This is a genomic window from Segatella copri (genome assembly GCF_026015295.1).
Taxonomy (GTDB): Bacteria; Bacteroidota; Bacteroidia; order Bacteroidales; family Bacteroidaceae; genus Prevotella; species Prevotella copri_C.
This window is the reverse complement of the sequence record NZ_JAPDUW010000001.1, coordinates 888,031-913,856: the sequence shown is the minus strand read 5'-3', so window position 1 is coordinate 913,856 and position 25,826 is coordinate 888,031. Positions and strand designations below refer to the sequence as shown.

Sequence of the window (25,826 nt, the reverse complement as noted above, 5' to 3'; positions counted from 1 at the left end):
TGTTTTTTCCCTTTTAATGGGCTCAGTTACTTATTTCTTCAGTTTACGATCCGGAAGTTACTTCATCTGCTTGGCTTTCAGGATGATGACATCCGTGAGAGGTCTGTCGTTGTTCGCCTTATCGGTAGCCACATTCTGAATCTTATCAACCACATCCATGCCTTCAAGCACCTCTCCGAATACAGTGTAGCCGTTGTCAAGGTGAGGAACACCACCATGCTTGATGTAGCCCTTCTGCAACTGTTCTGAAGGAATGGCGTAATACTTGCCGTCCCGTTTCAGTTTTTCTACATAATATTCCATCTGCCGTGGAGAAAAATTTCTGCCCCAGGTGATGTAGAAATCAGTAGACGCCGAAGCTTTGGTCGGATTTTCATCATCTCCTTCGCGAGCAGCACAGAGCTGTCCGCGCTTATGATAATATTTAGGATAGATGATTTCTGCCGGAACCGTATAGTTTACATCAAACTTCTGCGGCTTTTCCATGTTCACCTTTCTGCATGAATAATCGCCACCCTGAATCATGAAATTCTTGATGACACGCTGAAAGATGCAACCGTCATAATAGCCCGAATTGACAAGTTTCAGGAAATTATCCCGATGCTTGGGAGTATCGTTGTAGAGAGCCACGAGAATGTTGCCCATCGAAGTTTCCAGCAACACCTGAGGGCAAGTTGGATCGTGCGGTGTTTCCCAGTCGAGCAGAGAATCGGGCTTAGACGCCACAACTTTTCCGGCTGGTTCTGATGTGTTCTGATTGCCTTCACTCTGAGCGAATGTCGTAACAGGCACCGTAAGAAGAGCGAGTGTCAATAATCTGATAATCTTCTTCATATTTTTGTATAATTTTACATCTATTTATGTTATCGGATGCAAAGATAATGATTTTATTCTAAAAAAATAATTTTTTATGCGGGAAAAGTTACTTTGTTTCATACATTCTTCATATCTTTGCAGCAGAAGACAGAAAATGCAATCAATTATGAAGAAAAAAATATATATTATCATCGCTTTTTGCACTTTCCTCACTACAGAAGCAAGTGCACAGCAACAGGTAAGCTTCGGACCATTGCACAGTCCGGACAGTCCGCGCGAAGAATGGTTGCTGCCTGGCGATACGGTTTACCAGGCAGGAAAACCTATGATTTATCAGGGAAAACCAGTGAAGAATGCTTATATGACTCCTGCCCGACTATCAGATAAGAAAGAAACTCTCGGCAAAAACGGATTGCTAGGTGATGCTTCGCTAGACAGCACCTATTATAATAATCCCATCTCCAACCTTACCAACAGCTTGAGTTATCCGTTGGGCTATGGCTGGGGGCTGCACAAGGGATTGAATCTCTCGGTAGATCTTTCTGCCTTTGCCACATTCGGCAAGAATGTGCCTCACAGAGGCGGTTTCACTCAGACCATCGATGCAACCTACCTAACGCCACTCACCAAAGACAACAAACTTTGGTTGGCTCTGGGCACTTATATCAACAACGTAAACTATGGTGGAGACAGTTATCATGACGGCGGAGTCTACGGCATTCTGGGCTACCAGTTTAATGAGCATTGGGAGGCTTACGTTTACGGTCAGCTTAGTGTAGCCAACAATTACAATTCTCTCTACGGCCGTTATGGCGGTTATGGCTATGGTCCATACGGCTATTCACCTTGGGGCTACGGAATGTATCCTTGGGGAATGGGCAGAGGAATCATGCCGGGTGGCTACGGAATGGGAGTACCGGGCGCCAACGTTTTAGGCGCCGGTGTAAGATACACCAACTCCAAAAAGACTTTCTCTATCGGCTTAAACGTAGAAGGAGTATGGTATGATAATAAGACGCCGTCCTATTTCAAGCAATACGACTATCCTGTGCCAAAGGCGCCTGAAAAGGATTAAGGAAAAGGATGGTTTTAAGTTAAGAAAAAGATAAAAGGTAGCTTTGGCTTAAGAAAAAGATAAAGCATAAAAAGAAAGAGGTTCACTATTCAATATAACGATATTGAAGTGAACCTCTAAGTTTATTCTGAAAAGAATCAGTTTACATAGAATCATCTCTCTCCATGAGATTATACCTATGAGTTTAGATTCTATTCAGCGAGAATCTGGACTATTCTTTCTGCTGAGCGGCCATCCCATCTGTCAGGAATGCCCGCTTTCTTCCATTCACCCTTCAGAAGTTTCTGCATAGATTGCTTCAGTAACTCCGGATCTTCAGCAACCAGTTCGTTTGTACCCACCTTTACGGTTTCAATATGCTCAGTATAGCTGTTGAGCGTAATGCAAGGAACCCCATTGAAGGTAGCTTCTTCAGCCACATTACCCGAATCGGTAATCACACCTTTGGCGTGAGCTGTAAGATAAGCAAACGACAGATAATTGAGCGGCTGAACCACCTGGATTCCACTCTGATGATTACTCTCTTCCTGATAAGCCTTGAATGCGAGCACGAAGCCCAAGGCTTTGCCTCGAAGCGGAGCAATCACCTTCACTCCAGCCTGGCGCGCCTCTTCATCTATGACAGAAATGAGTGATTTCATCTCATCAATGTTATTGACGATGGCCTTGCGGTTCAAGGTCAAAACCATATATTCACCTTCTTTCAGATGAAACTCGTCCATGACTTCAGGACGCTGCATTTTAGACTGAAGGAAGCGGATGTTGTCGATAAGCACATTTCCTACCATGTAAACCTTAGACAATTCTGCACCTTCCTTGTTGGCGATGCTGTTGTTTGAAATGCCAGCGGTAAAGAGAATATCTGACAAGCCATCAATCACCAGACGGTTGATTTCCTTTGGCATGGTAATGTCAAAACTGCGGGTTCCGGCTGCAATATGAGCAAGCTGCACACCCTGCTTCTTGGTAACAATAGCCACAGCCATGGTTGAAGCCAGATCATCAACCACAATGACAACATCTGTAGCATTCTGCTGCAGATAGCGCTCAAACTGACCCATCACCTGTCCGGTAAGTTCGTTCATGTTTGGACAGTCTACGCCGAGATAAGCATCCGGTTTCTGAATGCCTAAGTCATCGAAAAGAGAAGATTCCAAAGTCGGGTCATCCTCTTTTCCTGTGTAAACCAACTGATAGCTGATTTCGTTACCAACTTCCTGAGCATTACGAATTGCTCTAATTACGGGCGCAACCTTGATAAAGTTAGGTCTTGCACCTGCAACGATACAGATTTTCTTCATTTTTATCCTGTTTTATATTTTTACTTACTGAAGTTACAGTTTACTGATATTCAGAGTGCTTTATTTTTTTGAGCCAATCTTGAGCCAAATGGCATTATCCATTGACTCAGAGGTCTTTATCCCTTAAAAAGGTCTTTGATTCCTCCGATAGAGCCCAAGAGATTGGTTGCCTCGTATGGCAGATAAACCACCTTATTATCCTTACCCTGAGCCACTTCCTGCATCATGCTGATGTATTTCTGGGCCAAGAGATAGTTGGCAGGATTCGTACTCTGTCCTACAGCTTCCGTAATCTTCTGAATGGCAATAGCCTCGGCCTCAGCCTTACGGATGCGGGCAGTAGCCTCACCTTCTGCATTCAGGATAGCCTGCTGTTTGGCAGCCTCAGCCTTGTTCACGATGGCAGCCTTCTCACCTTCTGAGAGCAGGCGCTGCTTTTCCTTCTCACCTTCAGAAGTCAGGATAGTAGCACGCTTGTTGCGTTCAGCCTGCATCTGCTTTTCCATCGCCTGGAGCACACTCTCTGGAGGTGTAATATCCTGCAATTCTACTCGGTTTACCTTGATTCCCCACTTATTGGTTGCATCATCCAAAACTGCACGGAGTTTGGTGTTAATCGTATCGCGGGAGGTAAGAGTCTGGTCAAGTTCCATCTCACCTATTATATTACGCAAGGTAGTTTGGGTCAGTTTCTCTATGGCGTTTGGCAGATTGTTGATTTCATACACACTCTTGAATGGGTCCACAATCTGGAAATAGAGCAACGCATTTATCTGCATCTGGATATTATCCTTAGTGATTACATTCTGACGGTCGAAATCGTAGACCTGTTCACGAAGGTCGATGCTGTTTGTATAAAGGTATCTTCCGTTTCTCATCGCCACAATATCCTTGGCATGGTCAATGAAAGGAATGATGATATTAATACCCGGCTTGAGCGTAGCAAAATATCGTCCGAGACGCTCTATGATTTTCGTCTCACTCTGAGGGATGATGACGATGGTTTTCTTAACTACTACGAGTGCAAGTGCTACTAGAGCCACCAGCACATAAATTCCTATGTTCATGATGTTTATACGATTAAGTGAATAATGTTGAATTTAAACTTTTCCTACCTAAACTTTTTCTACCTTGAGGATGATAGATTCGTGACCTAAGATTCGAACCTTATCGCCTACAGCAAGCGGTTCGGCAAGATGCGGAACTTCCGCTTTCCAATCATCTCCATCCAGCTTCACTCTACCATATCCTCCGGCAGGAATCATCTCGGTCACTTCCCCTATCTGTCCTGCCAGCGCATCGGCGTTACTGCGGCGGTCTTCCCCACCCTTGTGTAGCGATTTCAGCAGATGCGGACGAACCAACCAGATGCTAAGCATAGAGCAGATAGCCCAAACCACTACCTGCACCCAGAAAGGTGCTCCTACTAATGCCACAGGAATGCTGATGAGCGCACCAATGGCAAAACAAGTAACATAGAAATCGCCAGAAGACAACTCTAAGATGAGGCAGATGAACATCACCGACGTCCATACCAGCCAAAGGTTATGAGATAAATACTCCATACTTAACTATTTTAATTTGATTCTTCAGATTCGAGAGATTCGGAAAATTCCTTATCTTCTGCGGGTTGTAGTCTTCTTTTTTCTACTGGTCTTCTTGGTTGTAGAAGTCTTGCTCGTAGAACCTACCTTATAAGTTGTCTGAGGTTTATAATACTTCAGCGCAGTAGGCATTTCCTTCTGCAAGGCTGCAATACGCTTGGCGTCTGAAGGGTGATCACTGAAAATATCACTCTGATTGCTGCTTGAGCCCTGTGACATTCTCTTCCAGAAAGGAATGGCCTGCTGAGGATCGTAACCTGCCATGGCAGCGAAGATAAGCCCCATGTAATCTGCCTCGGTTTCATTATCACGGGAATACTTCAGATTGCGGAATGAGAAATACTGTCCGGCAACTGCACTTGCCACATTACCTACACCATTACCTACTGTCTGGTTCAATACAGTTCCCAGGATACTTGTACCGGTTTGCTGATTCTGCTGTTTGGTGAGCTGCTCAGCACTATGTTTAGCCACAGCATGAGCTATTTCGTGACCCAAAACGATTGCCAAACCGGTTTCATTCTGAGTGTAAGGCAAAAGTCCTTCATAAACCACGATTTTACCGCCAGGCATACAGAATGCATTGGCAGACTTATCTTGTACCAGATTGAATTCCCATGAATAATTCTTCACGTCGGCTTCAAATCCGTTCTGCTTCAAATAGAGTTCAACAGCATTGGCAAGTCTTTTTCCTACCCGCTGAACCATCGCCGTATTGGCTGCATTGGTCGACTTCTTGGCAGAAGCCATGTACTTTGTGTATTCCTGATTAGACAGACTGAGAACCTGCTCATCGGATACAGAGATGCGATGAGTGCGACCGGTCAGAGGCACCGTCTGAGTAGTGCCGCAAGATGACAGCGCAAGGACTGCCACAACCGTCAAAACTAAAACCTTAAACTTTTTCATCTTAACTTACTTATGTATATAAAATATGTTTATTCATTAAGTTTATGTGCTGTTTAAAACACATTTTCTCTGCAAATATACTATTTCTAGTTGAAACCACCAAAGAAAAATGAGAAAAACATGAAATATAACCTAAAAATAACACAAGATAACTGACAAAAAAGGGGTGTACGAAAAAAAGATGGCAAAAAAATAAGGTGTGGCACAATCTTTGCAGTTTCGCAAAACCGTCAGACTGCCAGATGACAGCTGCCCGAGAAAGCAGCATTATCAGCAGACTTGGTTTAAGAAGTATAACATTAAAATATTTTAATATGAACGCAAAGAAGGAAGTGCCTGTATTGCTCTTGACAGGCTACCTGGGTAGTGGAAAGACAACCCTTCTCAACAAGATTTTAGCTAACGAAAAAGGTATTAAGTTTGCCGTCATCGTCAACGATATTGGTGAAGTCAACATTGATGCAGCCCTGATAGAAAAAGGTGGCGTAGTAGGTCAGAAAGATGATTCGCTCGTTTCTCTCCAGAATGGTTGCATCTGCTGCACATTGAAGATGGACCTGGTAGAACAGCTCAAGGAAATCGTAGACATGAAGCGTTTCGATTACATTGTCATCGAGGCTTCCGGAATCTGCGAGCCTGCTCCTATTGCACAGACCATCTGCTCTATCCCATCCCTCGGTCCTCAGTACATCGAGAATGGCATTCTGCGCCTTGACAGCATCGTTACCGTAGTAGATGCTTTGCGCATGAAGGATGAATTCTCCAACGGCAGCGACCTGATGAAGAAGAATATGGATGAGGAAGATCTGGCTTCGCTCGTCATCCAGCAGATTGAGTTCTGCAACATCATTCTCCTGAACAAAGCAGCTGAGGTTGAGCCTAAGGAGCTGGAGCACCTGAAGCAGATTATCCGCGCCATCCAGCCTAAGGCAGAAATCTTTGAATGCAACTATGGTGACGTTGACTTGAATCTGATCGTCAACACCAAGAAGTTTGATTGGGAAACCGTATCCACTTCAGCCGGTTGGATTCAGGAGATTGAATCAGAAAGAAACGAAGAGCATGAAGAAGATGATGAAGAAGAAGCACATGAACATCATCACGATCATGACGAGGAAGACGAACATGAGCATCATCATCACGACCACGATGACCATGACCACGACCACGATGAGCATGAGCACCATCACCATCATCATCACCACGATCATGACCATGATCATGAAGGCGGAGAAGTTGAGGAATACGGAATCGGCACCTTCGTTTACTATCGTCGCAAACCTTTCGACCTGGGTCTCTTCGATGATTTCGTAGCAAGAAAATGGCCTAGAGACGTGGTTCGCGCCAAGGGAATCTGCTATTTCGATGATGAGCGCGACATGTGCTACGTGTTCGAGCAGGCTGGCAAGCAGAAGACTGTAAAGCAGGCTGGCCAATGGTTGGCTACCATGCCGAAAGACGAACTCGCCCAGGTCTTGATGAATAACCCACAGCTGCAGAAGGAATGGGATCAGGAATTGGGCGACCGCATGATAAAAATCGTATTCATCGGTCAGCATATCAAGGAACAGAAAGATGCTATCATTGCTGAGCTCGACAAGTGCTTGGCGTAGAAGCTTATTCACCCGGCTTCCTAGCATAAAGCAAAGGAAAAATAGCTCAAAATGAGCAGAAAACAAGAAAAACGGAGGAAAACGAACAAAAAAGTGAAGTTTTTCCTCCGTTTTTTAGTTTAATTCGTTTTTTTTTGTTAATTTTGCACCCGAATAATAAAAGCGTAATTAATATGAAGACAAACTTCAGACCGGCGTATATAAAGGACTTTGCTGCTTGCTGGAAAGTCATCGACCAGGCTCGCCAAAGTATGATAGAATCGGGACGTCACCAATGGACTGAGGAATATCCATCAGAAAAAGACATCAGAAAAGACATAGAAAATGGCAACGCCTTCGTTCTGACAGTAAACGAAGAGGTTGTTGTCTATGGAGCAGTCATATTGAATGGTGAACCCAAATATAAGAAATTAGTAGGCAACTGGATTACCGATGGCGATTATTATGTAATACATCGCTTTGCCACGTTGCCTAGTTTCCAGCGTGAAGGTTTGGCGCGTATTTTCATCAGTAAGGTGAACAGCATGTGCGAGGTAGAAAAAATACCTAGCATCAAGGTTGACACCAACTTTGACAATACGCCGATGATTAACCTTCTGTCTTCGATGGGTTTCTGCATCTGCGGACGTGTAAACTATGGAGGAAACAGAGGTCAGCGTTTCGCCTTTGAAAAACTCTCCATAGCCATGGAACCTGCAGAATAATTTCTGGCCATCGAAAAACACAACATTTGATTAATATCCTCAAACATTCATTATGGAAGAGAAACTATTGCAGATGAAGAGCTTGGTTGAAAGACTCAACCAAGCTTCGGATAGTTATTATAACGGAAAAGGCGAACTCATGACCGACTATGAGTGGGACGCCCTTTTCGACCAGCTCAAGAGATTGGAAGAGGAAACAGGCGAAATTCTGCCTGACTCCCCTACTAATCGCGTGTCAGAAGATTCTATCGTAGGAAAGAAAGAGAAGCATGAATTTGCCGCCCTCTCTCTGGCAAAGACCAAACAGGTAAGTGATCTTGTAAAATGGGCAGAAGACCGCCCTATCTGGATTTCATGGAAACTGGACGGACTGACCCTCGTAGTAACCTATGACGGCGGAAAACTCACCAAAATCGTTACCCGCGGTAACGGACACATCGGCACCAACATTACCCACTTGGCTCCAGCCATTTCAGGCATTCCTGCTACCATTTCAGAGAAAGGACATCTTGTAGTAAGAGGAGAAGCCGTCATTTCGTATGCTGATTTCGAACAGTTCATCATCGAAAGCGAAGGCGATTACGCCAATCCGCGAAACCTCGCTTCAGGCTCACTCACGCTGAAGGATATTGATGAGGTGAAGCAGCGCCACATCCAATGGATTCCGTTCACCCTGGTTTATACTGAGCGGGAACTTACCTCATGGGGCGAACGCATGCAGATGCTGAAAGACCTGGGAATGAATCCTGTAGAACGTGAGCGTATTGACCACCCTACCACAGAAAATATCCAGCAGGAAATAGACAAGTTTACGGAGAAGGTGACAAGCAAGAAGAATCCTTTCCCGGTAGACGGACTGGTGATTTGCTACGATGATACGGCTTATGCAGCTACGGGGTCCGTTACAGGGCACCACGCTACGAGGGCAGGATTTGCCTTTAAATGGCAAGATGAACATGCTGACACCGTACTCGACCACATCGAATGGTCGTGCGCAGCCAGCACCATCACGCCTGTAGCAGTTTTCAAACCGGTAGAACTTGAAGGAACCACCGTGCAGCGTGCCTCGCTCTGCAATGTAAGCGAATGCGAGCGTCTGGGCATTGGCGACAAGGGAACCAGACTGCAGGTCATCAAGGCCAATAAGATTATCCCGAAGGTAATCAATATTACAGAGGTTGTGGGAAGTTTTGTCATTCCCGCCGAATGTCCGGTTTGCCATGCGCCAGCTGTAGTGCGCGAGAGCGAGAGCGGCACCAAGACTCTCCATTGCACCAATGCAGCCTGCCCTGCCAAACAGCTCAAGAAATTTGCCCGCTTCGTCAGCAAGGAAGGAATCAATATTGATGGAATCTCAGAACAGACTGTCTGGAAATTCATCAATCATGGTTTTATCAAGGAATATGCAGATTTCTACAAACTGAAGAATTATGCGTTCGAGATTTCCTGTTTCGAAGGATTTGGCAAGAAGAGCGTAAGCAATCTTCTGGAGAGTGTAGAGAAGAGCCGCCATACTGATGGCCGTCATCTGCTCTACGCCTTGAACATTCCGCTCTGCGGCGGCGATGTGGCTAAAAAACTGCTCAGCCGTTACAAGGTGAAGGAACTGATAGAAACGGCGCGTCTGAGCATGTTTGATGATGAGTTTGCAAGCATTGATGGCATTGGACCGGAAAAGAGTGCCAAGTTTATCGCCTGGTTCAAGGATGATGTTCATTTCCAGCATGTGCAGCATCTGTTGTCCGAGCTGATTATCGAGGAGCAGGAGCCTGTAGAAACGGGAAATAAATGCCAGGGACTGACTTTCGTCGTAACCGGAGATGTGCATCATTACAAGAACCGCAACGAGCTGAAAGCTTATATTGAAAGCCAGGGCGGCAAGGTTACGGGAAGCGTGAGCAAGAGTACTAACTTCCTGATTAACAACGATGCTGCTTCGCAGAGTTCGAAGAACAAGAAAGCCCATGAACTCAATATTCCAATTATTACTGAGGATGAGTTCATTGAAAAGTTTCAGGAGCAAGCAAGCGAATAAAACAAAATAGAAAAAGCGAAAGCCAGATTCCGGATTACGGACTTAGCTTTCGCTTTTCTAGTTTTAAGAACCTGCAAATTCTCTGTTATTATTCTCCCAGGAACTGACCCATGAAGAGAATGGCGCCACTGTTACGTTCTGTAATGAAATAAACGAATGGGCGGTTGGCATGAAATTCTACACGCTTCATCTCGTGAGGACCCAGTGAGGTCAGCATCACAGCAGCTGTTACGGCAGCAGCCTTTGTTCCACGCTCGCTTACCTCAATCTTTGCCTTCTGCAACATCTTCGATACGTAGAAGCTGCCATTGGCAAAACGGCTGAAATCTGCCGTGCCTGGCTGGAAGATGCTTGGAGCGCCCAATTTACTGATAATCTGGTTGAGCGACAAATCCATCTCTGTGGTAAACTTAGGGAATTTTAAATCTACCTGGCAACGGTCCATGTCATTACTCAACTTCTGAAGTTTATCAGCATCCATCTCCTTCATCACCTCGCTGATGCTCTTGCCAGCCTTAGGAAGAAGAACGGTCATCTGATAACTTCCATTTCCGTATGGCAGCTCTACAGCCTGCAACATATCATTTTCTGTATAGGCAAACTTCTTGTTCAGGTGCATCATGTTCACCTTCTTAATATCGCGGGTGTAACCGCTGAAGTTCTCGAGGCGGGTATTCTTCGCATCAAACTTCTCCTGCCAGATTCCATTAAAATAAATAGCATTCAGAAGGTAAGAAACGGCTGCTGGGTCTACCTGGTCGATGATGCTAGGAATCATGCCTTTAGTCTGCTTCTTGCACCAGTCATTAATGCGAGAGGCAGATTTAGGAGAGGTAAAGTCCATGCTCTCCACGCCCGCCTGATAAGAATCGGCTACGGTACGAGCGAAATCGCTGTTCAATGTGAAATTCTTGTTGATAGCGATAAAGTTGGCAATATTTACGGTTGTCTGCTTGTCGAGCTTGCCAGCCGAAAGCATCAGCGCCTTATAACAGTCGTTGAGTTCCTTCACGCTCATGCCCTCGCAACCGATTGCCTTCAGAATCTCCTGCTGAGTCATGCCGTCGGCACCATTTGCAAGCATTCCCATCAGATAGGCGATGCTCATTGGCGAAACCACCTCAGAATCCATGCCGCTGATCTGCTGATAGAGTTTGAAAGCGAAATCATTATTCTTCTTCACGATGTTCTGCTGAGCCTCTGAGAGGACAAGATAACTCTCGTCCATTTCCTCATCTGCTGACGGACGGGTAGCCTCTGCCTCCGTTATCTTCTCAGCCTTTGTTGCGTTCTCATTCTGTGCATTCTTGCTAGAGCTGCAAGAAGTCATTGCCATTGCAGCTGAAGCTAAAATAGCTGCACTAAATACTTTCTTGTTCATATTTCTCTAATTTATTAGTTCATTTTAATGACTCAACGCTCCTGAACCCATAGGGACTGTTTCTCTTTAAAAGGCATTTCCCGAATCGGAATCTGAATCGTGAGTTCTGAAGATAAAATGAAAAATCGGCTAATCCTTGCACGGGAAAAGCCGATTTTACTATTTCTTAACAAAAAATATCTATGTTCTTTACAAAAAAAATCAATGCAGCGGTGCCTCTTCCGAAGGTCTGCCAGGCTTTATTCTGAGATGATATCTGTTTCCATCATATTCCACGCGCATGATGTTCGTCCTGTTAGTCTTCATTTCATCACTCGAATTAGCTACAAGATGTTCGTATAGATCTATTGCCACATGACCCATCGTTCTGCGCAGATTGATTTCGATGCAAGGAACCACGCCCAGTCCTGTTCTGTTTACGTCCTCACCTTCCTGATTCAGCACAGCCTCGCAGAATTCATCCTTCTCCCCTTTCGTGCAGATCATCATGTCTACGCCGAACGGACCACTGTAAATTTCCTTCAGCGCCGGCTCCATTATCTCGATGATGCGCTGTCTGATTCCGGCAAGCTGCGCCTCGCTAATGAGCGGTTTCATCATTTCCACCTTATCATCTTCAGAGTAGAGCACATTGCCCGAATAGGCATTCTTAATTGTATCGAAGAGCGAAAGACCGCGATAGTGCGCCTTACCATCTTTCATTTCAAACTCCATGGCGAAATCTCTCACCTTATTATATAGGGGTTCTACGGTTACGCCGCCCTGATGATAAATCATGTTTGCCACCCATCTTTCGAAGATAGGATAATCTCCGGCTGTCTTGAAATCCTCAGCACTTACATATTTTACTCCCCTCCCGCTGCTGCTCCAGGGAGCCTTGACAACAGCTTTGCCGTGCTGGAGAATGAGTTCTTTGACACGGGCCGTCTCAGTAACATATTCCACGCCTCGCTGCAGATGAAGGGCAGCCCATTGCCTGCTGCTCACCTCGCGCACCTTGTTTAATACAGCATCAGTCGGCAACATAATCTCCGGAATTCCCAAACGCTCCAACTCACCTTTCAGCGACAGGTTCCATCCCCAGGGATGAACACTGTCCAGAAATTCAGTCTTGAGCAGATGCTTCAGCTGAGGCTTGGTGATGAATTCAACCTTGCTGTTCAGTTCAGCCCCAAAATGGCGCACCCTGTTCTTCGCAAAATCAATATCATCCACAAGTACGAGGTCGCCCTCTTCCGCCCAAAGAGCCGGAATGAAAGCAAGATCACTTCTAAGTTGTCTACCCGCATGAGGCGCGGTGAACTGTTTCAGATTTGCAGCCAAAGCCAAATCATGTTCTGGATTGAAAATATGTAACTTCATGGTGCAAAGATATAAAGAAAAGTGCAAAAAAGGGCAGAAAATCACCATTTTTACTTAGACAAGTGCTAAATAATGAAAAAAAAGTTACTTTTTGCTATCTAGAGTTTGCAAATTAGAAATAATTAATTACCTTTGCATCGTAAAAACAATTAGAAACGATATAAACTCATGGAAGAAGCATTCTTCAGAACACATACATACCTCGTAGAGCATACGGACGCACCAGTAAGACGCACTCTGATGGACGAAATCGACTGGAGCGACCGTTTGATTGGCATAAAGGGAACACGCGGTGTAGGAAAGTCTACATTCCTCCTTCAATATGCCAAGGAGCACTTTGGCCCTACTGACCGCAAGTGCCTGTATGTGAATATGAACAATTTCTATTTTCAAAGCAGAGGAATCGCAGATTTTGCAGGTGACTTTGTTCGCCACGGCGGCAGAACCCTTCTCATCGACCAGGTCTTCAAGCAGTCGGACTGGAGCAAGGAGCTGCGCAAATGCTACGACCTCTATCCAGAGTTAAGAATCGTGTTCACAGGTTCCAGCGTGATGAGACTGAAGGAAGAGAATCCTGAGCTCAATGGAATCGTGAAAAGCTATAATTTGCGAGGCTTCTCTTTCAGAGAGTTTATCAACCTGCAGACTGGCAACAGTTTCCAGCCTTATACACTCGATGAAATCTTGCGCAATCACGAGCACATCATCAAGCAGATACTGCCTAAGGTGAGCCCGATGAAATACTTCCAGGACTACTTGCATCATGGATTCTATCCATTCTTCCTGGAGAATCGCAACTTCACAGAGAATCTACTAAAGACAATGAACATGATGACCGAGGTAGACATCCTCCTCATCAAGCAAATCGAACTGAAATATCTCACCAAGATCAAGCGGCTCTTCTATCAGCTAGCTGTAGAAGGTGCCAAGGCTCCCAACGTGAGCCAGCTTGCCGAAGAGATCAACACCAGTAGAGCTACGGTAATGAACTACATCAAGTATCTTGCTGATGCGCGACTCATCAACATGATTTACCCTACCGGGCAGGAGTTCCCAAAGAAACCATCCAAGGTGATGATGCACAACTCCAACCTGATGTACGCCATCTATCCTATCAAGATAGACAAGCAGGAGGTAATGGAAACATTCTTCGTCAACTCGGTCTGGAAAGACCACAAGGTAAGCCAGACCGGCAAGGACCACTACTTCATTGTAGATGGTGAGAAGAAGTTCAGAATCTGCGATGCGCAATCTCCAAACAAGGTGCGCAACAATCCCGACATCATCTACGCCCGATACAATACCGAGGTAGGCAAGGACAACAGGATTCCGTTATGGCTTCTGGGTTTCCTATATTAGGGAATGTTGAATGTGGAGTGTTGAATGTTGAATTGCCTAACGGCATCAGCATGAAGACACATAAGGGCGCAAGCCTAATTCAACACTCAACATTCAACACTCAACATTAGAATAATGTTAGAATAAGAATGAATTAAATACAAAACATTTTTAATATTTTATCTAAAAGTAAAATGGCTAAAGAGAAAAAATTTATCACTTGTGATGGTAACACAGCTGCCGCACACGTAAGCTACATGTTTACTGAGGTTGCTGCTATCTACCCTATTACTCCATCATCACCAATGGCGGAGCATGTAGATGAATGGGCTGCCAAAGGTCGTAAGAACCTTTTCGGTCAGCGAGTTTCTATCCAGGAAATGGAATCAGAGGCTGGTGCTGCCGGTGCAGTTCACGGTTCTCTCCAGGCTGGTGCCTTGACTTCAACTTACACTGCTTCTCAGGGTTTGTTGCTGATGATTCCTAACATGTACAAGATTGCTGGTGAGTTGCTCCCTTGCGTGTTCAACGTATCAGCTCGTACATTGGCTTCTCACTCACTTTGTATCTTCGGTGACCACCAGGACGTAATGGCTTGCCGCCAGACAGGTTTCGCTATGTTCTGCTCAGGTTCTGTTCAGGAGGTTATGGACCTCTCTGCAGTTCCTCACTTGGCTACATTGGAGACAAAGGTTCCTTTCATTAACTTCTTCGACGGTTTCCGTACTTCTCACGAGTACCACAAGATCGAGGAGATGGATATGGAAGACATCCGTCCATTGGTTAAGGAAGAGTTCATCGAGGACTTCCGTAACCGTGCTTTGACTCCTGAGCGTCCTGTTACTCGCGGTACCGCTGAGAACCCAGAGACATTCTTTACTCACCGTGAGGCTTGCAACACTTACTACGATGCAATCCCTGAGGTAGTAGAGAAGTACTGCCAGGAGATGACTAAGATTACTGGCCGTGAGTACCACCTCTTCAACTACTATGGTGCTGAGGATGCTGAGAACATCATCATCCTGATGGGTTCTGCTACAGAGCCAGCTCGCGAGGCTATCGACTACTTGAACAAGCAGGGCAAGAAGGTTGGTATGGTTGCAGTTCACCTCTTCCGTCCATTCTCTGTTGACTTCTTGAAGAAGACTATCCCAGCTACAGTTAAGCGCATCGCTGTTCTCGACCGTACCAAGGAGCCAGGTGCAGAGGGTGAGCCATTGTACCTCGACGTTAAGTCAGCTCTCTACGATGACGAGCGCAAGCCATTGATCGTTGGCGGTCGCTACGGTCTCGGTTCTTCTGATACAACTCCAGCTAAGATCGTTGCTGTATTCAAGAACCTCGAGTTGCCACAGCCAAAGAACCACTTCACTGTAGGTATCGTTGATGACGTTACATTCACTTCTCTCCCAGAAGAGGAGGAAATCCCAATGGGTGGCGACGATTTGTTCGAGGCTAAGTTCTACGGTTTGGGTGCTGACGGTACTGTTGGTGCTAACAAGAACTCAGTTCAGATTATCGGTAACAATACCAACAAGTATTGCCAGGCATACTTCTCTTACGACTCTAAGAAGTCTGGTGGTTTCACCTGCTCTCACTTGCGTTTCGGCGACAGCCCTATCCACAGTGCTTATCAGGTAAATACTCCTAACTTCGTAGCTTGCCACGTACAGGCTTATCTCCACATGTACGATGTAACTCGTGGTTTGCGTAAGAATGGTTTCTTCCTGTTGAACACTATCTTCGATGGCGAGGAGTTGGTTAACTTCATCCCTAACAAGGTAAAGCGTTACTTCGCTCAGAACAACATCACTGTTTACTATATCAACGCAACTAAGATTGCTCAGGAGATTGGTCTCGGTAACCGTACCAACACCATCCTCCAGTCTGCATTCTTCCGTATCACAAAGGTTATTCCTTTGGATCTCGCTGTAGAGCAGATGAAGGCATTCATCGTTAAGTCTTACTCTAAGAAGGGTCAGGACGTTGTTGACAAGAACTTCGGCGCAGTTGACCGCGGTGGTGAGTACAAGCAGTTGGCAGTAGATCCAGCTTGGGCTAACCTCGCTGACGATGAGGCTAAGGAGGATAACGCTCCAGCATTCGTTAAGGAACTCGTTCGTCCTATCAACGGCCAGGCAGGTGACCTCTTGAAGGTTTCTGACTTCGTTAAGCACAACACAGTTGACGGTACATGGCAGAACGGTACTGCAGCATTCGAGAAGCGTGGTGTTGAGGCATTCGTACCAGTATGGAACGTAGAGAACTGTATCCAGTGTAACAAGTGTTCATTCGTTTGTCCTCACGCAGCTATCCGTCCATTCGTATTGACCGATGAGGAGCTCGCAGGCATCGAGGGTCTCCAGACTCAGGATGTTAAGGCACCTAAGGCTTTGGCTGGAATGCATTTCCGCATCGAGACTTCAGTACTCGACTGTCTTGGTTGTGGTAACTGTGCTGACGTCTGCCCAGGTAAGAAGGGTGAGAAGGCGTTGACAATGGTTCCATTCAACGTAGACGCAGAGGATATGGTCAAGGAAGCAGCTAATTGGGAGTACCTCGTACACAAGGTAGCTTCTAAGCAGGATCTCGTAGACATCAAGCAGAGCCCTAAGAACTCTCAGTTCGCTCAGCCATTGTTCGAGTTCTCTGGTGCTTGCTCTGGTTGTGGTGAGACTCCATACGTTAAGTTGATTTCTCAGCTCTTCGGTGATCGTCAGATGATTGCTAACGCTACTGGTTGTTCTTCTATCTACTCAGCTTCTATCCCATCTACTCCATATACAAAGAACGCTAAGGGTCAGGGTCCTGCATTCGACAACTCATTGTTCGAGGACTTCTGCGAGTTCGGTCTCGGTATGGTAATGGGTAACAAGAAGATGAAGGAGCGCATCGCTCACTTGCTTGAGGAGGCTAAGGCTCAGGAGCATGTTCCTGCTGAGTTCGTAGCAGCTGCTGACAAGTGGATGGCTAACATGAACGATTCAGAGGGTTCTAAGGAGGCTGCTGCAGAGTTGAAGCCTCTCATCGCTGCCGGCGCTGAGAAGGGTTGCCCTATCTGCAAGGAGCTCAAGACTTTGGATCACTACCTCGTTAAGCGTTCACAGTGGATCATCGGTGGTGACGGTGCTTCTTATGATATCGGTTACGGTGGTCTTGACCACGTATTGGCTTCTGGTGAGGATGTTAACATCCTGGTACTCGATACTGAGGTTTACTCTAACACTGGTGGTCAGTCTTCTAAGTCTACTCCACTCGGTGCTATCGCACAGTTCGCTGCTCAGGGTAAGCGTATCCGTAAGAAGGATCTCGGTTTGATGCAGACTACATACGGTTACATCTACGTAGCTCAGGTAGCTATGGGTGCTGACAATGCTCAGACATTGAAGGCTATCCGCGAGGCTGAGGCTTATCCAGGTCCATCACTCATCATCGCTTACGCACCATGTATCAACCACGGTTTGAAGCGTAAGGGCGGTATGGGTCGTTCACAGCACGAGGAAGAGTTGGCTGTTGAGTGCGGTTACTGGCACTTGTGGCGTTACAACCCACTGTTGGCTGATGAGGGTAAGAACCCATTCACACTCGACTCTAAGGCTCCTAACTGGGAGAACTTCCGCGACTTCCTGCTCGGTGAGGTTCGTTACCTCTCTGTACAGAAGGCATTCCCTAAGGAGGCTGATGAGCTCTTCTCTCAGGCAGAGAAGATGGCTAAGCTCCGTTACCAGACTTACGTTCGTAAGAGCCAGGAGGACTGGAGCGAGCAGATCTAATCTAGCGAGATTTCAATAGGTTAAATATATCATCTCCGAAGACCTTGGTTGCGTTCTGCAATCAAGGTCTTTTTTGTTTAAAAAACCAAAAGAGGCAAAAATCAGTGCTTTTTAGTGATTTTTCGAATGAAAAACGCAAAATAAAAGGGTTAGAAAGGTGTTTTACCCCCTCTACAAAGGGTGAATAATGCCCATCCTCGGACTTCAAAACCCTTTCGATTTTAGAGATTTTTGACCGAAACAAAAGCGAAACAAAAGGTAAATAGAGGACATTAGAGTACGAATAAGGCATAATCATATAGTGACAGATATAGATTAGGTTACACCAATGCTATTGAAGTAATTCTATATATAAATTCCGTATAGTGCTAACAATTAACACTTTAGCATATCTCACCTTTCATCATTTCACATAGTCTCAAATATTATAATCCGGTCATTTCCGTTAACCTGCAATAAAGTTCAGCTAGAAAGCCAATAGAAATCAATATCAATCAAACACTTACACTACTTCTCCGAAAGAAAGTCAGGGTAAAAGCTTGCATTCTGCCCAAAAATGTTGTATCTTTGCACCGGCAATCGAAAGAACAGCCTTTTGTGCCTTGCTAAGGTCTTCTATTAAGACCAGCAAGGGTCATAAATGATGGCAGGCGCTGGTCATCAATGAAGACCCCGAAAACGGCAGGAACGGGACATTCTGGGGAGTTGCTTAAAGAAACAAAAATTTGAACAAGAAGAAAATAATATGATTACAGTTGATGGATTGACCGTAGAATTTGGCGGCACCACCCTATTCAAAGACATTTCCTTCCAGATCAACGAGAAGGACCGTATAGCCCTGATGGGAAAGAATGGCGCAGGAAAGAGCACATTGCTTAAGATCATCGCCGGTGTGAGAAATGCTACTCGTGGCACCGTTTCCGCTCCCAAGGATTGCGTCATCGCCTATCTGCCTCAGCATCTGATGACCGAAGACGGCAGAACCGTATTCGAGGAAACCTGTCAGGCGTTTGCCCATCTGCACGAAATGCAGGCTGAGATTGACCGCATCAACAACGAGCTCACCACCCGTACCGATTACGACAGCGATGATTACATGCAGCTCATAGAGAAAGTATCGTCTCTCTCAGAGAAATTCTACGCTATCGACATGACTCATTTCGAGGAAGATGTAGAGAAGACGCTGCTCGGTCTCGGTTTCGAGCGCTCTGATTTCAACCGCCCTACAAGCGAGTTTTCGGGAGGATGGAGAATGAGAATAGAGCTGGCAAAACTGCTCTTGAAATCGCCAGACGTACTGCTGCTTGATGAGCCAACCAATCATCTCGACATTGAATCTATCGGCTGGCTCGAAGACTTCATCATCAACAGTTCGAAAGCGGTAGTTGTCATCAGCCACGACCGAAAATTCGTTGACGACATTACAACAAGAACCATCGAAGTAACCATGGGTCGCATCTACGACTACAAAGCCACTTACAGCCAATATCTGGAACTGCGCAAGGAACGCCGCGAACAGCAGATGAAGAAATATGAGGAACAGCAGAAGATGATTGCCGAGACCAAGGACTTTATAGAACGCTTCAAAGGCACTTATTCTAAAACCTTCCAGGTGCAAAGCCGCGTGAAGATGCTAGAGAAACTGGAACTTATCGAAGTGGATGAAGAAGATACAAGCCGCCTTCGACTCAAGTTCCCGCCGAGCCCACGAAGCGGTGCTTATCCGGTTCAGATGAGTGATGTGGCGATGTCGTTTGATGGCAAGAAGATTTTCAGCGGCGTGAATCTTACCGTAGAAAGAGGCGACAAGATTGCCTTCGTGGGAAGAAACGGAGAGGGTAAGTCAACGCTCGTGAAATGTATCATGGGTCAGCTTCAGAACGAAGGAAAGTTGGAATTGGGACATAATGTGCAGATAGGTTATTTCGCCCAGAACCAGGCTTCTCTGCTCGATGGCGAACTTACCGTATTCCAGACCATTGATGATGTTGCCAAAGGTGAAATCCGCAACAAGATACGCGATTTGCTCGGAGCATTCATGTTTGGCGGAGAGGATTCTACCAAGAAGGTGAAAGTATTGTCGGGAGGTGAGCGCACCCGCCTTGCCATTCTCAAACTGCTGCTGGAGCCGGTGAATCTGCTGATTCTCGATGAGCCTACCAACCACCTCGACCTGAAGACCAAGGATGTACTGAAACAGGCCTTGCTCGATTTCGACGGAACGCTCATCGTGGTTAGTCACGACCGTGATTTCCTCGATGGTCTTGTCAGCAAGGTTTATGAGTTCGGTCATGGTCGCGTCCGCGAACATCTCTGCGGCATTTACGAATTCCTGGAATCGAAGAAGATGGAAAATCTTCAGGAACTGGAGAAGAAGCAATAACCCCTATTCTATTGTTTTCTTATCAATAAATATTTCAAGCATAAAACAAAAAGTCCTGATGTTTCAAACAAACGAAACATCAGGACTTTATTTTTTCTATCTATTCGGAAAACCATTCCCGAAAAATTCTATTCGTAAAAACTTCCTTCCGGAATTACCAAAGCTCCAGGCGCTGGTTCTTAGGAATGAACAGCTTATCGCCCTGCTTAACACCAAATGCCTCATACCATGCATCGATGTGAGGAAGCGCACCATCAACACGCCACTTGCCGAGAGAATGAGGATCATTCTTTACGCGGTTGCGGATTTCCTTATCAGTAATGTTCTGTCCCCAAACACCTGCATAGGCGAGGAAGAAACGCTGGTCAGGAGTGAAACCATCCTTGTTCTTCAATGGCTTCTTGGCTGTAGCATTCTTGAAGGCATTGTATGAAACCATCAAACCACCGTGGTCGGCAAGGTTCTCGCCGAGGGTGAAACGGCCGTTGGCATTCAGATCAGGCAACACCTTGATGTTGCTGAAGAAATCAGCATACATATCAGCACGCTTGTTGAAACCTTCTGCATCAGCAGGAGTCCACCAGTCCTTCAGATTACCGCTAGCATCATACTGACGACCCTGATCATCGAATCCGTGAGTCATCTCATGGCCGATTACTACGCCGATAGCACCATAGTTGAATGCTGCATCAGCCTTAGGATCGAAGAAAGGATACTGGAGAATACCGGCTGGGAAACAGATTTCATTGGTAGTAGGATTGTAGTAAGCGTTCACAGTCTGAGGAGTCATGTACCACTCATCCTTATCTACTGGCTTTCCTGCCTTCTTTGCAATCTCCTTATCGTTGGCAAACTTGCGGCAAGCCAATACGTTCTCATAATAGCTCTTGGATGGGTCGATGCTGAGCTTGCTGAAATCAGTCCACTTGTTAGGATAACCAATCTTTACATAGAACTTGTCGAGCTTGTTGTGAGCAGCTTTCTTTGTAGCATCGCTCATCCAGGTCTGAGCATCGATACGCTGACCGAGGCTGATCTGAAGATTCTTCACGAGTGTCTCCATCATCTTCTTAGAGCTTTCTGGGAAATAGCGCTTGCAGTAGATGCGACCGAGTGCCTCGCCCAACTGAGCCTCTACCTGAGTAGTAGCGCGCTTCCAAAGAGGATAATCCTCCTTACGGCCACTCATAGTCTTGCCGAAGAATTCGAAACGGGCTTCGCGAATCTCATCGCTGAGGTAAGAAGCAGAACTACTGATGATGTCCCACTCCATCAAAGCCTTCAATGTGCCTGCACATTCTGCAGCTGCCACCTTGTCATAACCGGCGAAGAAAGCAGGCTGACCTACGATCATCTCCTTGAGATTTTCGCTCTTGATTCCCTCGGCGTTGGCAAGTGCCTCGAGAGGAATGTTAGGATAATTCTCCTTGAATTCTGCCAAGGTCATCTTGTTGTAGTTGGCCTGAGGATCACGAAGTTCGGTACGGCTCTTTGAGAAAGTAGCGAGCGTTGTTTCGTGAAGGAATACGGCAGAAGCCTTCTTGGCAGCTTCATCAGCAGAGAAGCCATAGAGCTGGAACATCTTGCTGAGGTAAGTCTTATAAGCCTCACGGATAGCTACAGTTGCAGCATCGTTGTTGAGGTAATAATCCTTGGCACCGAGAGTAAGACCGCCCTGCATCAGGATGTAGATGTTCATGGTTACGTTCTTCTCATCGGCATCGAAACCTGAGACATAGCCCAAACCGAGACCCATCCATGCATACTTAACCTGAAGCTTCTGAAGCTCGTCCTTGGTCTTGGCAGCTTCAATCTCATCCAACAGAGGCTTTACTGGAGCGATTCCAGCCTTGTTGCGGCTGTCAACATCCATAGAGAGCTTGTAGAAATCAGACAATTTCTGCTCAATGGTTCCAGCCTTGTAAGTCTTCTTCTGGAGTTCAGAAAGAATGGTGTTGATGCGCTTGTTGTTGTTCTCAGCCAGCTGGTCAAAACTGCCATAACGGCTATAAGCGGCAGGAAGAGGATTGTTCTTCTGCCATCCGCCTGTAGCAAACTGATAGAAACTGTCTGCTGGCTTCACTGTCTGGTCGAGATTGCTCATGACAAGACCCGATTTATTCTGAGCATCAGCGCCTAATGGCAGAGCTGCGATCAGCATCATCGGTAAGATCATTTTCATTTTCATTTTCTTCTCTTTTTTATATTAATGTTACTGTTATTTCGAAACTTCTTCCAATTCTTCCGAAAGGAGCATCCAGCGCTCGTTCTCCTCATCGAGACCCTTCATGAGTTCGGTGTATTCAGTAACGAGTTCCATGTTGGTTGCATTTTCCGGTTTCATCAGAAGTTCATCAATCTCCTTCTTTCTCGCTTCCAGCTTCTCTATCTTCGCCTCACATTCCTTCACGGCTTTCTCAGCCTTGCGGATTTTCTTCTGCTGTTCCTTATGTTCAGCGTAGCTCTGCTTGCCGGATGTGGCAGAGGCAAGACTGTCGGCTGTAGAACCTGATGCGACAGAAGAGCCGGAAGTATTGGCAGAAGGCGAACCGGCAGAAGCCATGCTCTGGTTGGCAAGAGCCTGATTGATGTTCTCGGCATTATGGGCACGGAGATAATCGTAAATACCACCGAGATGCTCACGAACCTTGCCGCCGCCAAACTCATAGACCTTATCTACCAGACCATCGAGGAATTCACGGTCGTGGCTCACGATGATGGCTGTTCCATCGAAAGCCTTGATGGCTTCTTTCAGCACATCCTTCGACTGCATGTCGAGGTGATTGGTAGGCTCATCGAGAATGAGGAGATTCACCGGTTCGAGCAGGAGCTTGATCATAGCCAGTCGGCTGCGTTCTCCTCCACTCAGAACCTTGACAAACTTCTCAGAAGTCTCGCCGCCAAACATGAAGGCGCCCAGGAGATCGTTCACCTTCAGACGCATTTCGCCTGTTGCCACATTGTCAATAGTCTGGAAGATGGTAAGATTCTCATCCAAGAGCTGCGCCTGATTCTGGGCGAAATAACCAATCTGCACATTATGACCAATCTTGAGAGTTCCGGTGAAAGGAATCTCACCCATGATACATTTTACCAGGGTAGACTTACCCTCGCCGTTCTTACCCACGAAAGCCACCTTCTCGCCACGCTTGATGGTAAAGGTAACATGGTCGAAGACGGTGTGTGCGCCGTAATCTTTACGCACCTCATCGCAGATGATTGGATAATCGCCACTTCTGAGACAAGGAGGGAATTTGAGGTGCATCTGCTTGTTGTCAACCTCATCCACCTCGATAGGCACGATTTTCTCGAGCTGCTTGATTCTGCTCTGCACCTGAACCGCCTTGGTAGGTTTGTAGCGGAATCGCTCGATGAAATCCTTGATGTCGGCAATTTCCTTCTGCTGGTTTTCGTAGGCACGGAGCTGCTGCTCGCGGCGTTCGGCACGCAACACAACATACTCATCGTATTTCACCTTATAGTCTTCTACCCTTCCACAAGTAATTTCGAGGGTACGATTAGTTACATTGTTGATGAAAGCACGGTCGTGGCTCACCAGAACCACAGCCTTGGCACTCTGCGCCAGGAACTGCTCCAACCACTGGATACTTTCAATATCAAGGTGGTTGGTAGGCTCATCGAGGAGCAGTACATCAGGCTTCTGCAACAGAATCTTGGCTAGTTCGATACGCATTCGCCAACCGCCGGAAAACTCCTTGGTAGGGCGCTCGAAATCATCGCGCGTAAAGCCAAGACCGGTCAAGGTGCGCTCTATCTCAGCCTCATAGTTTTCGCCACCCATCATCATGTAGCGTTCATGTTCCTGGGTAAACTTCTCTACGAGCTGAGCATAGCTTTCGCTCTCATAGTCGGTGCGGTCGGCCATTTCCTGCTGCATCTTGTCCAGACGCGCCTTCATCTCGGTATTATGGGCGAAAGCCTTGCGGGTTTCCTCCTTCACGGTCGTATCGTCCTGCAGTTTCATCACCTGTGGCAGATAGCCGATAGTGGTTTCGTTAGGAATAGCCACAACGCCAGCAGTAGGTTTCTGTAAACCGCAGAGAATCTTGAGCATCGTAGATTTTCCCGCACCATTCTTACCCACCAGGGCAATGCGGTCGCGGTCGTTGATGACGAAACTTACATCATGAAAGAGAGGCTTGACGCCAAACTCTACTTTCAGTCCTTCTACTGAAATCATCTATTTTAATTTATAATTTACAATTAATAATTTATAGTTTTCCTAACTCCTTTTACGGAATGAGCAGGGATGAATCTCCATAGCTCAGGAAACGGAAATCATGCGAAAGAGCATAATCGTAAACCTTCTTCCAGTCGCCCTTGAGGAAAGCACTCACCAGAAGCAGGAGTGTGCTCTGAGGCTGATGGAAATTGGTGACCAGCATCTTCACAATCTTATACTGATAGCCAGGAGCAATGATAATCTGCGTGCTGGAATGGAGAGCCTCCAAACCGTTGCGGTCCAAATAATCGATGATTGCCTGGATAGCCTGCATCGGAGTGATTCCATCTACCAGATTGCCATCTTCAGAAAGCTCGTAAGGATCCCACTGTTTTACGTGCAGATCTTCTTCATTTGCCTCAGGATGCTTCAGCAGATGAACGCCCATGTAATAGAGACTCTCGATGGTACGGACGCTGGTGGTTCCTACGGCAATGACCCGGCACTCGTGCTTGATGAGTTTTTCCAGACTGCGACGATGAACAACAATGTATTCCGTATGCATCTGATGACCTTCGATTTCAAGGCTCTTCACCGGTTTGAATGTGCCGGCTCCTACATGCAGGGTTACTTCTTCGCGGTCGATTCCATGCGCATCAAGATCCTTGAGAACAGCATCGGTAAAGTGAAGTCCGGCAGTTGGAGCAGCCACACTTCCCTTGATTTTAGAATAAACCGTCTGATAGGTGGTCTTGTCGCTCTCCTCTGTCTTGCGGTTGAGATATGGAGGAATAGGCAACTCGCCTACTGCTTCAAGAATCTCAGCGAAAGACACCTTGTCGTTGTCCCAATCAAAATCAACCCAGTAGTTGGTTCCTCCGCCTTTGGCAACCATTTTCTGCGCTTCAGAACCGAGAGCATCTCCGCGTCGCATGGTAGCGCTGAGCGTAAGCTTGTGGCCCTTGATTTCGAAATCACGCTTCAGGGTGCCCTCTTTCCATTTCTTCAGATTACCGATCATGCAGAGCCAGGAACAATGTCCGGTGGTCTGGAACATGAGTTCATAATCAGTAGGTTCTGCAGGCTCCATCAAGAAAACCTCAATAAGCGCACCTGTTTCCTTGCGGAAGTGCAGACGCGCTTGTATCACCTTGGTATTGTTGAATATCATCAAGGCTCCTTGAGGGAGATATGTGGGAAGATGATGGAAAACATCATCGCTTACCTCGCCGTGCTTATAGACCAGCAGTTTACTATGGTCGCGCTGGGCGATAGGGAATTTTGCGATGCGCTCATCCGGTAAATCATAGTTATAATCACTAATTTTAATGTGTTTTGTATCCATTATT

The 25,826-nt window shown here is 46.2% G+C and carries 17 protein-coding genes; 7 read left to right on the top strand and 10 right to left on the bottom strand.

Features of this window, described 5'->3' with window-relative positions; genetic code table 11:
* Positions 1-57 precede the first annotated feature (57 nt).
* Positions 58-834 carry a peptidylprolyl isomerase gene (locus ONT18_RS03740; RefSeq protein ID WP_118415364.1) on the bottom strand — a complete coding sequence of 259 codons (777 nt, stop codon included), beginning with the start codon at positions 832-834 and terminating at the stop codon, positions 58-60.
* A gap of 148 nt (positions 835-982) precedes the next feature.
* On the opposite strand from ONT18_RS03740, the gene ONT18_RS03735 reads away from it, so the two are divergent.
* A complete protein-coding gene (locus ONT18_RS03735) occupies positions 983-1,891 on the top strand; it encodes a hypothetical protein (RefSeq protein WP_254971049.1) in 909 nt (302 codons plus the stop codon).
* Positions 1,892-2,082: 191 nt separating this feature from the next.
* On the opposite strand, the gene ONT18_RS03730 is transcribed toward ONT18_RS03735, so the two are convergent.
* From ONT18_RS03730 to ONT18_RS03715, 4 genes are all read right to left on the bottom strand, one after another.
* Positions 2,083-3,192 (bottom strand): UDP-N-acetyl glucosamine 2-epimerase, encoded by a 1,110-nt coding sequence (locus ONT18_RS03730; protein ID WP_264904079.1) that lies wholly within the window; start codon positions 3,190-3,192, stop codon positions 2,083-2,085.
* A 116-nt stretch (positions 3,193-3,308) separates the two neighbouring features.
* Positions 3,309-4,259: an SPFH domain-containing protein gene (locus tag ONT18_RS03725; protein WP_022120199.1), complete on the bottom strand. Its 951-nt coding sequence runs from the start codon at positions 4,257-4,259 to the stop codon at positions 3,309-3,311.
* A gap of 48 nt (positions 4,260-4,307) precedes the next feature.
* Complete coding sequence (locus ONT18_RS03720) at positions 4,308-4,757, bottom strand: NfeD family protein (protein ID WP_264904078.1); 450 nt, start codon at positions 4,755-4,757, stop codon at positions 4,308-4,310.
* Positions 4,758-4,808: 51 nt separating this feature from the next.
* Positions 4,809-5,705, bottom strand: a complete 897-nt coding sequence (locus ONT18_RS03715; protein WP_264904077.1) for a M48 family metallopeptidase — start codon at positions 5,703-5,705, stop codon at positions 4,809-4,811.
* Between the two features lie 314 nt (positions 5,706-6,019).
* Here ONT18_RS03715 and ONT18_RS03710 point away from each other — a divergent pair, with 314 nt between their 5' ends.
* The 3 genes from ONT18_RS03710 to ligA all read left to right on the top strand — a co-directional run bounded on the left by ONT18_RS03710 (position 6,020) and on the right by ligA (position 10,057).
* Positions 6,020-7,318 (top strand): CobW family GTP-binding protein, encoded by a 1,299-nt coding sequence (locus tag ONT18_RS03710; RefSeq protein WP_022120195.1) that lies wholly within the window; start codon positions 6,020-6,022, stop codon positions 7,316-7,318.
* Between the two features lie 173 nt (positions 7,319-7,491).
* Positions 7,492-8,022: a GNAT family N-acetyltransferase gene (locus tag ONT18_RS03705; RefSeq protein WP_006846667.1), complete on the top strand. Its 531-nt coding sequence runs from the start codon at positions 7,492-7,494 to the stop codon at positions 8,020-8,022.
* Between the two features lie 52 nt (positions 8,023-8,074).
* Entirely contained in the window at positions 8,075-10,057 is a 1,983-nt protein-coding gene (gene ligA, locus ONT18_RS03700; protein WP_264904076.1) for an NAD-dependent DNA ligase LigA, read from the top strand.
* An 88-nt stretch (positions 10,058-10,145) separates the two neighbouring features.
* Here the strand turns inward: ligA and ONT18_RS03695 are convergent, their stop codons facing one another.
* On the bottom strand, positions 10,146-11,438 hold the full coding sequence (locus ONT18_RS03695; RefSeq protein ID WP_264904075.1) for a serpin family protein: 1,293 nt from the start codon (positions 11,436-11,438) through the stop codon (positions 10,146-10,148).
* Positions 11,439-11,639: 201 nt separating this feature from the next.
* Positions 11,640-12,800, bottom strand: coding sequence for a hypothetical protein (locus tag ONT18_RS03690; RefSeq protein ID WP_264904073.1), 1,161 nt, complete (start codon positions 12,798-12,800; stop codon positions 11,640-11,642).
* Between the two features lie 168 nt (positions 12,801-12,968).
* Here ONT18_RS03690 and ONT18_RS03685 point away from each other — a divergent pair, with 168 nt between their 5' ends.
* The 3 genes from ONT18_RS03685 to ONT18_RS03675 all read left to right on the top strand — a co-directional run bounded on the left by ONT18_RS03685 (position 12,969) and on the right by ONT18_RS03675 (position 20,294).
* Positions 12,969-14,159 (top strand): ATP-binding protein, encoded by a 1,191-nt coding sequence (locus ONT18_RS03685; protein WP_117727939.1) that lies wholly within the window; start codon positions 12,969-12,971, stop codon positions 14,157-14,159.
* A 173-nt stretch (positions 14,160-14,332) separates the two neighbouring features.
* On the top strand, positions 14,333-17,911 hold the full coding sequence (gene nifJ, locus ONT18_RS03680) for a pyruvate:ferredoxin (flavodoxin) oxidoreductase (RefSeq protein WP_118190767.1): 3,579 nt from the start codon (positions 14,333-14,335) through the stop codon (positions 17,909-17,911).
* Positions 17,912-18,656: 745 nt separating this feature from the next.
* Positions 18,657-20,294 (top strand): ABC-F family ATP-binding cassette domain-containing protein, encoded by a 1,638-nt coding sequence (locus ONT18_RS03675; RefSeq protein WP_022121988.1) that lies wholly within the window; start codon positions 18,657-18,659, stop codon positions 20,292-20,294.
* A gap of 154 nt (positions 20,295-20,448) precedes the next feature.
* Here ONT18_RS03675 and ONT18_RS03670 read toward each other — a convergent pair whose 3' ends face one another.
* From ONT18_RS03670 to ONT18_RS03660, 3 genes are read right to left on the bottom strand one after another with little or no spacing between them, the layout of a single operon-like run.
* Positions 20,449-22,482: a M13 family metallopeptidase gene (locus ONT18_RS03670; RefSeq protein WP_264904069.1), complete on the bottom strand. Its 2,034-nt coding sequence runs from the start codon at positions 22,480-22,482 to the stop codon at positions 20,449-20,451.
* Positions 22,483-22,512: 30 nt separating this feature from the next.
* Positions 22,513-24,495, bottom strand: coding sequence for an ABC-F family ATP-binding cassette domain-containing protein (locus tag ONT18_RS03665; RefSeq protein WP_264904067.1), 1,983 nt, complete (start codon positions 24,493-24,495; stop codon positions 22,513-22,515).
* Between the two features lie 52 nt (positions 24,496-24,547).
* Positions 24,548-25,822 (bottom strand): S-adenosylmethionine:tRNA ribosyltransferase-isomerase, encoded by a 1,275-nt coding sequence (locus tag ONT18_RS03660; RefSeq protein ID WP_264904065.1) that lies wholly within the window; start codon positions 25,820-25,822, stop codon positions 24,548-24,550.
* Positions 25,823-25,826: the final 4 nt, after the last annotated feature.

Excerpts from the sequence above, each read along its gene's own strand:
- ONT18_RS03665 (WP_264904067.1), bottom strand. The coding sequence starts at position 24,495 with ATGATTTCAGTAGAAGGACTGAAAGTAGAGTTTGGCGTCAAGCCTCTC.
- ONT18_RS03670 (WP_264904069.1), bottom strand. The coding sequence starts at position 22,482 with ATGAAAATGAAAATGATCTTACCGATGATGCTGATCGCAGCTCTGCCA.
- ONT18_RS03720 (WP_264904078.1), bottom strand. The coding sequence starts at position 4,757 with ATGGAGTATTTATCTCATAACCTTTGGCTGGTATGGACGTCGGTGATG.
- ONT18_RS03705 (WP_006846667.1), top strand. The coding sequence starts at position 7,492 with ATGAAGACAAACTTCAGACCGGCGTATATAAAGGACTTTGCTGCTTGC.
- ONT18_RS03660 (WP_264904065.1), bottom strand. The coding sequence starts at position 25,822 with ATGGATACAAAACACATTAAAATTAGTGATTATAACTATGATTTACCG.
- ONT18_RS03715 (WP_264904077.1), bottom strand. The coding sequence starts at position 5,705 with ATGAAAAAGTTTAAGGTTTTAGTTTTGACGGTTGTGGCAGTCCTTGCG.
- ONT18_RS03740 (WP_118415364.1), bottom strand. The coding sequence starts at position 834 with ATGAAGAAGATTATCAGATTATTGACACTCGCTCTTCTTACGGTGCCT.
- ONT18_RS03725 (WP_022120199.1), bottom strand. The coding sequence starts at position 4,259 with ATGAACATAGGAATTTATGTGCTGGTGGCTCTAGTAGCACTTGCACTC.
- ONT18_RS03675 (WP_022121988.1), top strand. The coding sequence starts at position 18,657 with ATGATTACAGTTGATGGATTGACCGTAGAATTTGGCGGCACCACCCTA.
- ONT18_RS03695 (WP_264904075.1), bottom strand. The coding sequence starts at position 11,438 with ATGAACAAGAAAGTATTTAGTGCAGCTATTTTAGCTTCAGCTGCAATG.
- ONT18_RS03690 (WP_264904073.1), bottom strand. The coding sequence starts at position 12,800 with ATGAAGTTACATATTTTCAATCCAGAACATGATTTGGCTTTGGCTGCA.
- nifJ (WP_118190767.1), top strand. The coding sequence starts at position 14,333 with ATGGCTAAAGAGAAAAAATTTATCACTTGTGATGGTAACACAGCTGCC.
- ONT18_RS03685 (WP_117727939.1), top strand. The coding sequence starts at position 12,969 with ATGGAAGAAGCATTCTTCAGAACACATACATACCTCGTAGAGCATACG.
- ONT18_RS03735 (WP_254971049.1), top strand. The coding sequence starts at position 983 with ATGAAGAAAAAAATATATATTATCATCGCTTTTTGCACTTTCCTCACT.
- ONT18_RS03710 (WP_022120195.1), top strand. The coding sequence starts at position 6,020 with ATGAACGCAAAGAAGGAAGTGCCTGTATTGCTCTTGACAGGCTACCTG.
- ONT18_RS03730 (WP_264904079.1), bottom strand. The coding sequence starts at position 3,192 with ATGAAGAAAATCTGTATCGTTGCAGGTGCAAGACCTAACTTTATCAAG.
- ligA (WP_264904076.1), top strand. The coding sequence starts at position 8,075 with ATGGAAGAGAAACTATTGCAGATGAAGAGCTTGGTTGAAAGACTCAAC.